The following is a 14154-nucleotide window of genomic DNA, read 5'->3' on the forward strand; positions in this document are numbered from 1 at the left end:
CCGCCTATGCGTTCAGGCCAGCGCGAGCGTCGCCTGCGCCGGCCCTGCTCCTTCGCGGGCAGTCTCGAACCGGATCAGGCCGCGGCGGACGCCGCTGGCGGCGTCGAGCACAGCGGTGAGCGAACGAGCGGAGCGTTCGAGCACGCCGAGCAGGGCCGGGACGAGGCGCGGATCGCTCCAGACATCCTGCGCACGGCGTCCGAAGGGAGCCAGGAAGGGTTCGAGCCCGCTCCAGGCGAAAACCACCTCGCGCGGACGCGTTGCGGCTGCATCGAGGCCGAGCAGCATGCGCTCGATGATCGGGGCCCAGACACCATCGTCGTAGCGACCGGCAGGCAGCAGGACGATCAGCCGCTCGGCGCTCGTCAGCGCCGCCTGCGCTTCCGAGGCGGGCTGAACTGGCTCGCGGAACAGGCGCGGCAGCAGGCGCGGCGCGAGGAAGCTCGCCGCAATCATGCGCGACGACCCATCCGAGGAATCCGACAGCGCCAGCGGACGGGTCGCGACGTCCTCGCCGGCCGTGGCCTGGGCGAGCGTGACCGGCAAGGCGGCTGGCAAGGCGGCAAAGCAAACCGATTCCGCCGTCATCGCATCGCGCTCCGTTTCAGTGCCCGTATCGCCCTCCCCGGCAAACCGGTCCGGCAGATCTCGGAAGTCGCGGCCAGCTGGCCGCAAGATCAGGCCCGCCCAGCGAAAGTTGGACCCGGTGCATCTCTTGCAAGACGTCGGACCATCGCGCAAGGTCGCCCCGCGTCATCACGCCTCATTCGTCTTCCCCGGAGCCTATTTCCGTGACTTCCTCAATGGCGCCTGTCGCCATCATCTGGGACGGATCGCGCCATGTCGCCGCGATCTGGCGACAAAGCGCTCCGATCCGTTTCCTGGCAGCCGAGGAGGCCGGGGGACGTATCAGCCTGATCGCTGCCGCCGACGCGGGGACCACGCCGCTGCACGGCAAGTTGCCGGCGGGAAGCCGGGCCCTCCATGCCGTGACGCTCACCCCGGACGGCCGACTGACCACGGTTCCCGCCCAGCTCGACGAAAGGCTTTCGCTCAACGAAGCCGACCGGCGCTCGCTCGGCCTTTCGCTCGTGCAGGTACATCGCGAGACCGACAGCGCACTCGTGCTGCGGGACGAACCGGCAGGTGAGCAGACGCAAACCGACCTCCTGGCCTCCGGTTTCAACCAGGCCAGCGGCTCGGAGGCCGACGGCTTTCGCCTGCTGGTCGGCCCCTTCCTCAACCCCGAGGATGAGCGGGCCGCCTTGACGCAGATGGCCGCAAGCCGGAACGGCCCGGCAGACGGTCTGACACTCTCTTTCAGTGGCGACGATGCGCAGACTGCATCCGAAGGGCTTCTGGTCGCGCATCTGCCGATAGCGATGCGCGAGGCCAGGCAGGCCCTGGGCCACATCGACCAGGAGCTCCGGCTCGCCATCGAGACCGAGCTCGACCTGCTCGCCGCCTCGCTCACCGACCAGCGCGACGTCGATGCGACCGGCCTTGGCCGCCTTGCCGCACTGCGCCGCGGCTTTCGTCTGCTGCGCCCGCAGGCCCGGCCCGACGGCAGCGCTGGTATCGCTCTGCCCGATTGGGTGCAGGGTGACGAGATCATCGTCTTTGCCGCGCCGCGCCGCCAGCTCGTCTGGGCTGGCGAGGGCGAGGCGATCAGCGGCGCGCCGATGACACTGCGCTGGCAGGACGGAGCCTTCGCCGCCACCTCGCACCGCCAGGGCTATGCCGCCTCGACCGCGACCGGACTGACGCTCGGCGCAAGCGGCGGCAACGCCCTGGTCGTCGCAACCGCCGGCGCCACCGCGCCGCTGTATGATGATCTCGCGCTCGCCGCGGGCCGGCTTGCCGAGGGGTTGTGGCGCGCCACCAGCGCGCTCCGGCCGGCGCGCCTCGCCGCCGCGCTCGACGAAATATCCGGACGCGCAACGCAAGCGCCTGCCGGGCCGCTCGCGCGGCTCGATGCGCGTGCCAAGGACGCCGCGCCGGCAAGCCTGCTGGACGCGCTCGCGGCGACTGCAGGCATTGATCCGGCACGGACGGACGAGCTCGGCGAACGCTCGCTCGACGAGCAGATCGCCATGCTGCTGCGCGCGATGACGCAGCCGCAGCTGGCGCGGCGTGCTTGCGCCGTGCGCCTCGCTCTGCCTCTACCGGGATCGCCTGAGGACGAAACCCGGCTCGCGCGTTTGCTCGCCTGGTACGAGGATCCCAATCTCCCGCAAGTGCTCGCCCGTGAGGCGATGGCACTCGCCGGCCACGATCGGCGGGCAATGCGCCTGCTGCACGATGTCGCCGCAAGTGCCCATCAAAGCTGGCTCGACGCCCGCCTCGCCACCGAAGTCGAACAGGCCGTGGCGGACGCCGCCACACGCAGCGGCCAGCGCCGGCTGTCGCCGCTCGACACCCTTCTGCTCGACCTGCGACGACAGCCGCAGCGGCAGCCGGCACCAGGCCTCGAAGCGGTCGCTCGCATGCGCAGCGAGCTCGCCGATGCCGCGCAGCAAGCAAGCCAGCCGGCAGCGATCACGGATGAGCTGGCGCGCCGGCTCGCAGAACTCACGCCAGGCGAGATCGTCGTGCTGCATGGCCATTTCGCCGGCTTGCGACGCGAGGTGGAACAGGTGCTCGCGGCCGCCGATCTCATTCGCGGCTGGGAACAGGTCGCCGGATACCCGGACCTCGCCGCGCGTACCCATCGCGGTGGCGATCCCGTGCGCGGCGCGCAGCGGCTCACGGCGACGAGCCGCCATTTCGCCGGCTCGCTCGCACGGATCGAGAGCCTTGCCCCGGCCCTGGCCGGCCTTACGGCACAGATCGATGCCTTGCTCGGCCCAGCGGGCGAAGCGACAAGCCGCGGCCAGACGCTGCGCACGACGCTCGAAAGCTATAGCCGGCTGCTGTTGGCGCAGATGGCGCTGCGTGAAGCCGACGCCGCCTTCGCAGAGATACCCTTCGCCGGACGCGCGCTCGCCGATCCCGCGGATACCGGTTTCGGCGCCGCCTATCGCCGGCTCAGGGCCGGCGCCGGCGACATGTTGCCACGCTACCTCGCCGCGGCGGCCGCATTGACCGGCCTCGATCATCACTGGGGCGTTGCACTTGCAAGCGATGCCGCAGCCTCCGCTTCGAGGCAGGACGCATGACCACTCTGCCCTGCTATAATCTCGAGACCCGGCTCGGGAGCTTCGCAGCGACGATCGCGCTCGACCGCACCGGCGATCTGATCGACCTCCTCGCCTTCGAGGCGCCGGAAGACATGGTCAAGGCGGTGACGGTCTCGCTGGTCTCGCATGTGCCGAGCCTCGCCAGCGGCATCGATATCGGCTGGCTGCAAGGCAATGCCCTGCTCGACAAGGCCGCGATCCGGGCTGGCGAGCGCCTGGTGCTGGGCCTGCGCCGTGAGGCGGTGATGCGCGCCGTGGCGAACCACCGGGCCCAGGCCGATGCCGACAGCGACGCCAGCATCGAGATCGCCTTCTCGACCATTGTCGAGACGGCGAGCGGCACCCGCGCCTCGCCGCGGCGCCTCCTGAAGGTCGCGGCACTCGCCGGCGCTTCGCAGCCGGACTGGCGGATCGAGCCGGTCGAGATCGACCTGGATTCCCTGCACGCCGGCAAGCTGCTCGCCATCGGCCAGATCGCGATCGATATCCCGAAGGACATCGTGCTCGAAGGCCGGCGCGGGCTGACCCTCGAGGCGAGCTGCTTCGGCATCAAGGCGCAGCATCTCTCGCTCGGCGTCGCCGCGCCGATGGATCATTCGGTCTCGCTGCGGCGCTTTCCGGATGTCGGCACCGCGACCAGCCGCCACCTGATCTGGCTCGCCGATGCGCCGGCCCTCGCTGGCCAGGAGGTGCGCCTCGACGTGACGCTGACGCGAGACGCCGTGCTCGATTTCGTCGACGAGACGAGCCAGGCCAATCCGAAGGCGGCGCTGCAGGTGAGGCTGACCGCCAAGCTCGGCGGCTGGGTCGGCCAGGACGGCGCCGGCCATGATCCGGACGGCCCGGCCAAGCCCTGGTCGAGTGCGCTCGAAGCACGTTCGGTGCCGATCCGCAGCCAGAACCGCGGCGAGGTCGCGCTGACGATCGCGGGGCAGCATTTCACCTGCCCGCTCGGCGGCAGTGCGCAGTTCGAGATCACCGGCGGGCTCAATGCGGAGGTCGATCCGGACGACGAAACCTCGATCGTGCGCTGCGACGGACTGGTGATCGATCTGCGCCGCTGGCCACTGACCCGAACCGCGCCGCTGACGGTCGAAGTCACCAGCCGCATGGGCGAGAGCGAGATCGCCGAGCCATCGACGCCCTTTCCGCTCGAGATCGTGCGCGAGGGCGATTTCGGCCGGCGCGGCCGCGCGGTCGTGCCGATGCAGAACCTGACGACGACACTGTCGCGCGCCGTGCGAACCAGCGGCGCCAATGTGCTGCGCGGCGAGATCACCATCTCGCTCGCGATCAAGGCCGGCGACGAGGGCGGCAAGGCCTTCGCGCAGGCAAGCTTGCCGCTGCGCTATAGCCGCCGTGTCCATCGCCTGCCGATCTGCATCGATCTTGGGGCCTCCGCCACCTCGATCTGGTCAGGCGCGCCGCGTGCCGCCGGCCGCGCCACCGAGATCAGGCCCCTGGCACTCGGTACCTGGCTCGCCGCCCATGTCGATCCGCGCCATGGCGAGGCTGCCCTGCATGATTCCGGCGCCGCGCCGCTGATCCCGAGCCATGTCGGGCTCGACTCCAGCAACAATTTGCGCGCCGACCACGCGCCGCACAGCCTGCCGGACCTCGCTTTGATCGGCTCCGATCGCGTCAGCGTGGCGCGACGGCTCAAGGCTTTCGCACGGCGTTACGATGTCTCCGCCCCGGCCCCGCCGCCGCAGCCCGGACTGCCCGAGGGCGGCAAGCGGATCGACTCGCTGAAGCACGCGCTGACCTCCGGCGCGGTCTCGCTGACGCTGAACGAGCCGGTCCACCGCTATGACGCCGCAGCCGACCGGGTCGTCGCCACCAACACCGTCGAGATCGCGCCATTGGTCGCCGACGTGCTCGACGAGCTGGTCGACCTCTATGTGCTGCGTCTCGGCGAGGACCGCCTGCGAGTCGAGGACCATGCGCCGCCGCCGGTGGTGCCGCGCATCCTGGTCTCCTGCCCGAGCGGCATCGGCGACGAGATCGCCTCGCGCTACCGCGCCGCGCTCGAACTCTTCGCGCAGCGGCTGGAGCGTCTCTTCCCCGGCACGACCAGCTTCCCCGACGCCGCCGTCACCGTACCCGAAGCCGTCGCGGCGGCGCGCTATGTCGCCAGCCTGCCGGAGGTGCGCGCCGCCGTGCCGGACCTGGGCGAGGCACTGCTCATCACGCTCGACATCGGCGGCGGCACCAGCGACGTCGCGCTCGCCTCCTTGCGCCGCGATGGCGATCGGCTGAACCATTCGACGCTCGCCACCTTCGGCCTGCCTGTCGGCGGCGACCTGATCGACGAGGCGCTGACCGGCATCGCCGCGACGCTGATCGACCGGGCGATGGAGGGGCAGGACGCCCACTGGCAGCCCGCCTTCGCCGAAGCCTCGCTTGCCCGCGCGATCCAGCGCGAGGACGCGGCCGCGCTGGCGGCGCGCAGCTGGCTGCGCAATGCGGTGAAACATGCCAAGGCGCGCCTCGCCAACCATCTGAGCGAAAAGGCGCAGGCCTCCTCGGCGCGCTATCGTTGGGATGCGGATGCGGCCGATGAGACGTTCGACCTCATCCTCGCCGAGGTGAGGCCGGATGGCGGACCCGCTGGCCTTTATGTCGCACAGAACGAGCCAAAGTTGGCGGAGGCGGCATCCAGGCCGGGCCTGCAGCTTGCACTCGACGGTCCCGACAAGGCGGGCAACCGCCGTCTCGTGCTCAAGCTCTCGCGCGCTGCGCTGGAGAAGGGTGCCGGCGAGGCCTCGCAGCGCCTGACCGAAATCGGCGCCGTGCTCGGCGGCATGCTGCCGCGCCTCGCCCGCGCCGCCGGCCCGAACCCGACGCGCCGGCCGACCGTGATCATGGTGCCGACCGGACGCGCCGCGCTCTGGCCGCCGATCTTCGAGGCGATCGCGGCCGAAGCCGAGGCCAGCCGGGCCGCCTTCCCGTTCGAGCGGCCGTTCTCGCCGGCGGCAATGAAGAAGGCGGTGATCGCGGGCGCCGCCATCCTCGGCATCGAGGGCGACATGGCCGGCAGCACGGTGCTGCACAAGAACCCGCTCGGCATCGCCGCAATGGCGGTGCAGATGCGCGATCTCGGCGCCACCGGCCTGCGCACCGAATTCGCCGCCGAGCGCATCCATTATCTCGGCTACGACATCGCCTCGGGTGCGCGTGTCCATGCCGAGCACGACGAGGCGGCGCCGAGCCTTGGCGGGCGCGCCAATCTCGGCCGCCGCTTCCAGTTCGTGCGCACGATCCCGGGCCTCGACCCGCAGGGGAAGGCGCTGGCGCGCCTGCGTCCATTGCTCGACGGACAGGATCCGATGGTGCTGCTCGAGGGCGATTCCATCGTCGAGGCGCACCGGGAAGGGCTCGACGGCTTCGGCGTCTGCGAGATCATCAGCGAGGTCCTGTCGCCGACGAGCCGCAAGGTCACGGTCATCGCCGCCAATGAGGGCTGGGAAGCCTGCTGGCGGATCGAGCACGACCGCGTCTCGCGCATCTACTAGGATCGCAGGATCGTCATGGCCCGCACGCGAAAACGGCTCTGGCGTTCACAAAGGCGGGCTCGGCCCGCCTCGTCGCGACCACACGTTCATCCTGATTTCATCGCCCGAGTGAGCTGACGCCATGGCCCTGCCCGATCTCATGGACCTGGTGATGCACGACCCGCGGCGGCTGACCAGCTTGCGCGCCGTCGCCGGCGAGCCGGGCGAGGCCATGCCCGGCATCGAGAACCTCTGGCGCAAGCCTGTCTTCAGCCTGATGGCAGGCGGGCAACCGACCAAGGACGGCAAGGCCTCGCTGGAAGACCTGATCGATCGCCACCGCAGCATCGCGCTGACCGATGGCGGCAGCGGCCCGCAGCCGATCGACGTGCCCTTCACCTCGCTGGTGGTGCTGACCGCCGAGGCGCTGCCCGGGGCCCAGGAGCTCGGCCGCTTCCTCGCCGACCGGATCGAGCAGCGCTTTCGCGACGTGATCGATCCCGATATCGGGGTCACCGTCCATGTCGAGCAGAGTCTGCATGCGACCGCGCCGGTTGCGGTCTATCTCGGCCATGGCATCTACGCCCCACCTGCCGACAACCGGCTGCCGCATGGCGAGGTGGTGATCCGACAGGATGCGCAGACCGCGATCGGCCAGCCGATCATCGGCGTCAACACGCCGGGCGGGCTCTATTCCGGCCAGGCCCGCTTCGCCTTCTCGCGCAGCGAGATGCTGACGCCGGCGGTGCATCCCGACCTGCCGGGCGGCACGATCTTTTTCCTCGGACGCTTTCCCGTAGACGCCTCCGCGCGCGATGCCGGCGGCCTGCCACTGCTCACCGCCCTGCCGCAGACACCCGAGGCGCGCGCCCAGGCGATCCAGGTCGAAACGCTGGCGCTGCCCGGTGGCAATGTCGACGCCCGCTTCGAGATCCTGGGCGTGCGCCCGCAGGTCGGCCGGGTCTCGCTCGGCCTCGTCGACGTCACCCTCGACCGCAGGCCCAGCCGCCTGCAAGCGCAGCCGCCAAGCGGCCCACATCTCGCCGTCGTCGGGCTCGCCATCCCCGAGAACTTCGGCGGCCGGCGCATGGCGCGCTACTGGGTCGAGCGCAGCCATGGCGGGCGGCTGATGTCCTCCGCCATGCTGGCGCAGCGCGACAGCATCGTGGTGCAGGGCCGCGACGCCCGCCGCTACGACCGGCGCGAACTGCGCTACAGCCGGCCCAGTGGCGAGTTCCGTGCCGAGAGCATGAGCTTCGACGGGCGCCGCCGCTCGCTGCTGATGCTGGAGGATGGCGAGTTCGGCTATATCGGCCTGCCGCACGAGCAGACGGCGATCGCCTTCGGGCCGGACCAGTCCTCGCGCGGCTACGGCACGTTCGACTGGCTCGGCGAAGCGGTGCGCGTCCAGTTCGGCTCCGGCGTGGTCGAGCGCCTCGACGATCTCTATGATCACAACCCGGTCGGCTTCATCGCGGCAGCGCCCGGCGGCGTCGCCGTGCAGTCCGCTGGCGACATCTGGATCCTCGGCGGGCGCAAGCCGCAGGCAGCCGGGACCTGCATCATCCCGCCGAACGGCCCCTTCGTGCTCGGGCCGCTGGTGGTCGAGCTTCGGGAGGCGACGCCATGAGCCATCCGCTCTTTCGCGGCCTGAAGCGCAGCGTCACCGCCGTCGCGGTCGGCACTGTCACCATCGTCGGCTTCCTCTGGCTCTCGGGCGGTCTGATCGGCGAGCTCGCCGCCAGCCGCGCCTGGATCAAGCAGCCTGATTTCACCGAGACCAGCCGCTCGAACGAGGACCTGTTCGCGCAGGGCGTCGCGACCGGGCTGATCTGGCTCGATCCCGCCGGGCCGGTCATCCGCTCGCAGCCCTGCGAGGCGCTCTACGACGCCTCGCTCACGGTGCCGACGCCGCAAGGCGCCAAGGATTTCTCGCGCACGCTGCTCGACCGGCTCTGCAATCTGCCGGCCGGCGCGCAGATCCGCTCGGAGATGCTGGCCTGGAACAACTCCTTCCTGATCGCCGCCGCCCGCGACGACCGCGCCCCCGACCGACGCTGCGCCGACGGCACGCCCCTGACGCTGCCTGTGGTCCCGGCCGGCTGCCGTCCGTCGGGCTGGACTGCGCGCGTCGCCCAGACCACCGACCTCGCCGCGCCGCTCAACGTGATGCCGAACGCGGTGCCGCCGCCGCGCGACTTCGCCGATTTCGCCAAGCGCCGCGCCAACCAGCTCTCCGACTGGGCCCTGTTCGGCCCGCTGCGGGCGCCTGACGACCGGCTCGTGCTCTCGACGCGGCTGCCCCCCGGCAATCGCCGCGTCACCGTCGACATGATCCTGGAGCCGGCGCGCATCGTCGTCGGTAATGAGCGCGTCAATCTCGACCCGAAGCGCGACGAGCAGACCGTGCGCATCGCCGGGCTTGCCATCGCGGCCGAGCGGATCTGTTCCGACAGCGACGAATTCGCCACCTGCGCCGAGGAGGCCCAGCAGGGCCTGCCGCATGGCTGGCGCTTCTCGATTACCGGCGCGCGCCGGCGCGAGGTCGAGATCGGCTTCGAGGGCCAGCCGGTCCGGGCCGTGCCGCCGCGCGCCCGCGAAATCCTCGGCGGATCGGGCGTGCAGAGCGAGGACGGCAAGGTCAAGCTCTGGCGCTCCTCGCATATCGAGGCCGATTGCGAGCGGGCCAAGACCAAACTGGTCTGCGAGCTCGGCTGGCGCGGCGCGGTCACCCAGCGGCGCACCGGCGCGGCCCGCGCCCTGTTCTTCGCCGACGGCACGCCGGCGCTCGACAATAACGGCGTGCCGCTGCCGATCGTCGATGAGCTCGGCCTGACCGCGATGATCGGCTACGGTGCCGGCGATGTCGGCTCGCTCTCCGCCGCGCTCGGCCGGGCCCGCACCCGCGAGAACCTGACGCTGACCATCGAGCCGCGCCTGCAGAAGCTGGTGCAGGAGGCGGTTTACGAGCATATGGGTGAGCGCCTCGGCCGCGGGAAGCGCCCGCGCAAACCGGGCCCGCTGCCAGTCAACCTCGCCCCTGAGCAGGAGCCGCCGGACCAGGGCGATGGCCGCGCCGTCGTGCTCTTGATGGATGCCGGCGACGAGCCGGGAGCTCTGCTCGGCCTGGCGAGCTGGCCTGACTTCGTGCCGGGCATGCACAGCTGGGACATCCAGGCGCTCTCGACCGGGCGCGACAGCGATTCACCGCTGGCTGGCCATGGCTGGCGCGCCGGCGACGTCCACACCATGCCGGGCTCGACCTTCAAACTGGTCACCGGCCTCGCCAGCATCCTCGCCGTGCGCGAGCAGCCCCGCTTCGCCGACATGATCATGGGCCGCATGCCGCCGGCCCAGCAGGCGCAGATCTTCGGCATAGCGGGCGGCGGTGGCCTCAATGTCGACGGCGTGCCGATCACCAATTATGGCGGCGCAGGCTTCAATTACGGCATCCTGTCGGCTGCGCAGAGCGGCTGCCCCGATGCCGGCCGCGGCGCCCAGATCGGCTTCTGCGAGGCGCTGATCAAATCGTCGAACCTGTGGTTTGCCGGCATGGCGCTAACCATGGACGGGCGCAAGGTCGGCGGCCGCGCCACCACCATCCCCGGCCGCACCGGCACGATCCTGGCGCAAATGACCGAGCATCTCTACCCGATCACCCAGCCGGGCAGCCTTGCCCAGCCGGGCGTCGACCTGACCCGCGGCATCGTGCCTGGCGCGCAGCGGCTGACCGGCGAGGCGCTTGATCTCGCGGTCGAAGATAAGCGCAATGCAAGACGCATCGACCTCGCCACCAATTCCTATGGCCAGGGCGTGCGCGCCACGCCGGTCGCGATGGCCTCGATCTATGGCTCGGTCGGCGCCCGCAAGGTCATCCTGCCGCGCGTGCTGAAGCCGGTCTCGGACGTCGCCGAGACGCCGCTGCCGAACGAGGGCAAACCGGTGATCCCCGGCATGGATCCGCGCCAGGCCGAGCCCTTCCTCGACGACGCCCAGCGCGGTCTCTACGGCGTGGTCAACTCACCGGGCGGCACCGCCGCCGGCGTGATGGCCTCGCTGCCGCCGGATGTGCGCCGGCGCATCTTCGGCAAGACCGGCACGGCGGACACCATCGAGGGCATGAACTCGGCCTGGTTCGCCGGCTGGATGGATAATGTCGCGGGCAGGAAGCGCGTCGCCTTCACCTGCCTGGTCTCGCATACGCGGGAAACCGGCGGACGCGCCTGCGGCCGGCTGATGGCCGGCCTGCTCGCCAAAATGGCCGCGCTCGGAGACAAGAAGTGAGCGAGACCACCGCGCTGCGCCAGCTGATGGGGCGCTGGCTGACCTTGCGGCCCTTCCGCCTGCCGCGCATCCGCATCGGTGGGGCCGGCGGCGCGCTGACCGGCCTCGTGCTGCTGGCGCTGTGCCTCGCTGTACTCGGCTTCTGGTGGCACAACGCTACCCATCTGATCGAGAGCGCCCGACCGGTGGTCAGCCTGGAGCGACTCGACCTCGCCCTTGCCCGCGGCGAGACCGTGACGATCGGCCGGCGCGAACTGCTGCAACCACAGCGCTTCGACGCAGCGGAGGCGCGCCATGTCGCCCTCACCCGTCAGCAGGACGGCCGCGTCACCATCCGCAATGTCGCCGCGACGCGCCGGCTCTGGCTCGACTATCTCAACGGCGCCGGCAGCTTCTCGGCGCGCTGGCGTTTCCAACCGGGCGATCGCATCGCTGCCGGCGCGCTGGCGATCGCGGTCGACGAGGCACGACCGGGGCGGCTGGCGCTGACCTTGACCGAGGCCGGACGTCCGGGCGCCCGCAAGCTCACCGTCGACAGCACCGGCCCGCTCTCGACCCTCCGATTGGACGGCAACGCGCTCTCCGTCTGCCAGCCACGCAGCGGCGCCGACCGCATCCGCGAGATCGTCACCGGGCTGATCGCCACCGACGAGCGCGGCGAGGACCGCATCGTCTCGCTCGGCGGCCGGCTGACCTGCTCGGTGCGCGAGGAGGCGCATATCGCCGCCAGCGCCCTGCCCTTCAAGGCGCTGACCATCGTCGCGCGTGGCGGCAGCTATTTCCTGGCACCTGGCGACGCCGTCGATGCGCCGCGCCCGCCGGTCGTATTCGCGCGCGGCAACCAGCGCGTCACCGACTTCAGCGACATCGCCTGGGAGCTCGATCCGGAGGGCCCGGCACGGCTCAGCCACATGATCATCGGCCGCACCCGCTATACCGTCGACATCGGCCAGGAATCGAATGGGCGCCTGCCGCTGCGGTTGACGCCGCTGAGCAAGACCCACCGCTTCGGGCCCGATGATGCCGAGATCCTCCGCGCCGCCGCGACGACCGAGAGCGTGCGGCCGGTGGTGACGCCGCCCCGCCAGCCGATGTCGGGCGCCGAGATCGGCAACCCGCTCGCCTCGCTCAACGGCGTCGAGCGTATGGTGCGCCTGCTGCTGACGCTCGGCGTCGCCGTGTTCGGCGTGCTCTCGGCCATGCATCACGCCACTCTGTTCCGGCGCAGCGCCATCCTGGTGCGGCTCGTCGGCGCGCTCGGAGCGACCGCCTTCATCGGCGCGACGACCATGCTCGCGCTGGCGCCCGAGCTGTCGCGGCTTGGCGGCGCCTCGATCTCCTATGAGGGGGCGCTGCACGCTACCATCATCGCCTATGCGATCGCCTGCATCGCGATCATGGTCGGGCCGCGCTTCACCACGCCGCTGCGCGTGACCTGGCTCGGCCTCGTCATGCTCTGCTGTCTCGGCAGCCTGACCCTGCTCGCGCTCGGCATCGATGCCGAGAAGACCGACTTCACCATCCATGCCGAGAAGAACAAGCTCCTGTTCTTCGACCTGATCCCGGTCGTGGCGGTAGTGATCGCCTTCCAGCCGCAGCGCTCGATCGCGGCGCTGCCACGCTCCTTCTTCATGGGCGTCGGCTTCAAGGACCAGTTGCTGCGTGCCGTGCCGGCAATCCTGATCCTCGCCGCCTTCGTCGCCTGGGGCGTGCTCGGGACCGAGACCGGCGTCGCCGGCTTCCAGCCGGTCGAGCTCGGCAAGATCGCGCTCGTGCTGGTGCTGGCGCATATCTTCCTCGGCTTCTCGCGGATCGATTTCTTCTATAACCAGCGCCACTACGTCTCCTGGCTGACGGTCAGCCTCGCGACCGTGCTGGTCTTCATCCTGTTCCTGACCGCGGTGCCGTTCCTGAAGAGCGACTATTCGCCGGCGCTGATCATCATCGTCACCACCGTGGTGCTCGCCTTCGCCTTCCTGCTGCCGAGCACGCTGAAGCGCCTGGTCGAGATCATGCGCGTCTTCCTGCGCCGCGCCGACGCGCCCCAGCGCAAGGCCCGTCGTCTCGGCTGGCCGCGTGGCGGCGTGCTGGCGCTGGTGCTCGTCATCCTGCTCGGGATCAATGCGGCCCTGATTTATGCCTTCCCCGGTCTCGTCACCTATGCGATCTCGGGCCAGTGGAGCCTGCCCAAAGACCGGCTCGCCGCCATCGACACGCTCGAGAAGGCGCGCGGCGGCCTCTTCCGGGTCCCGGCCGAGCGCCTCCTGACCTGGTACGATCTCGACCACACCACCAAGCGCACGCAAACCGCCGCTCAGGACCGCAGCCCGGACGTGATCCACCGCGATCTCGGCTTCCAGCTGCTGCAATCCAAGGTCGCGCTCGCCGAGATGCCCTGCACGCTGGCGAGGCTCGATCTCGGCCTCGACAAGACACCGCTCGAGGTCCGCCGCGCGCTCGACGAACTCCCGCCATCGCCGATCTCGCTCTGCGCCATGCTGCCGGGCGCCCGCATCACGCCGATCGCCGAGCGCAAAGGCGAGGAGCAGGACGAGACGGTGAGCCGCTTCACCGTCAGCGACCTCGTGCGATTGCCGGTGGTGCAGAACGACTTCATCGCCACCTTCCTGATGGTGCGCTTTGGATTGCCAGCCGGGCTCGCCTTGCTGGCGGCGCAGGTCATCACCGTCTTCGGCCTGCTCTGCCTGGCTGTCAGCCTGATGCGCGAGCGCGCCATGGGCTCGGCCCAGGAAGGCGCCAACAAGGGCATGGCGATCATCCTCGTCGGCATCGCCACCATCTTCGCGCTGCACTGGAGCATCTCCTGGGGCAACGCGCTCGGCCTCTTGCCGGTGATGGGCCAGCCGATGACCTTCATCGCCGCGGCGACCTCGCATCACATGCTGATGGCGCTGCCCTCGATCGCGATTGCGCTGATCGCCGGCCGTCTCGCCGCTATCCGCCAGCTCTCGCCGACCAGCGACCCGCCACCCTGGGGCCTATGGCGCGGGCTGACGCGGGCGGGGCTGTAACTGCAAGCCCACCGCCGTCATTCTCGGCCGAAGCCCTCGGGTCCGACCTTCGGTCGGCCCAAGGATAAACTCCGCGTAGGGCCGAGAATCTCGTGACGAAGAGGCTGTAATCCAGAGCTTTGTCCGGCCTGAGATGCTCGGGTCACGCCCGAGCATGACGGCTCG

6 protein-coding genes are annotated in these 14154 nt (G+C 70.4%); 5 read left to right on the plus strand and 1 reads right to left on the minus strand.

All coding sequences use genetic code 11. The features are described from left to right. Positions 1-12: 12 nt before the first annotated feature. A complete protein-coding gene (locus ACSQ3M_RS24130) occupies positions 13-588 on the minus strand; it encodes a hypothetical protein (RefSeq protein ID WP_436152739.1) in 576 nt (191 codons plus the stop codon). Positions 589-791: 203 nt separating this feature from the next. Between ACSQ3M_RS24130 and ACSQ3M_RS24135 the strand changes: the two genes are divergently transcribed. From ACSQ3M_RS24135 to ACSQ3M_RS24155, 5 genes are all read left to right on the plus strand, one after another. Next, on the plus strand, positions 792-3158 hold the full coding sequence (locus ACSQ3M_RS24135) for a hypothetical protein (protein WP_436152616.1): 2367 nt from the start codon (positions 792-794) through the stop codon (positions 3156-3158). Continuing rightward, positions 3155-6694 (plus strand): hypothetical protein, encoded by a 3540-nt coding sequence (locus ACSQ3M_RS24140; protein WP_436152617.1) that lies wholly within the window; start codon positions 3155-3157, stop codon positions 6692-6694. The genes ACSQ3M_RS24135 and ACSQ3M_RS24140 overlap by 4 nt, the downstream gene beginning before the upstream one ends. A 121-nt stretch (positions 6695-6815) precedes the next feature. Further along, positions 6816-8303 (plus strand): hypothetical protein, encoded by a 1488-nt coding sequence (locus ACSQ3M_RS24145; RefSeq protein WP_436152618.1) that lies wholly within the window; start codon positions 6816-6818, stop codon positions 8301-8303. Then, entirely contained in the window at positions 8300-10957 is a 2658-nt protein-coding gene (locus ACSQ3M_RS24150) for a penicillin-binding transpeptidase domain-containing protein (protein WP_436152619.1), read from the plus strand. The genes ACSQ3M_RS24145 and ACSQ3M_RS24150 overlap by 4 nt, the downstream gene beginning before the upstream one ends. Continuing rightward, a complete protein-coding gene (locus tag ACSQ3M_RS24155; RefSeq protein WP_436152620.1) occupies positions 10954-13989 on the plus strand; it encodes a hypothetical protein in 3036 nt (1011 codons plus the stop codon). The genes ACSQ3M_RS24150 and ACSQ3M_RS24155 overlap by 4 nt, the downstream gene beginning before the upstream one ends. Positions 13990-14154: the final 165 nt, after the last annotated feature.

The organism is Allobosea sp. LjRoot90 (assembly GCF_964254315.1).
GTDB lineage: Bacteria > Pseudomonadota > Alphaproteobacteria > Rhizobiales > Beijerinckiaceae > Allobosea.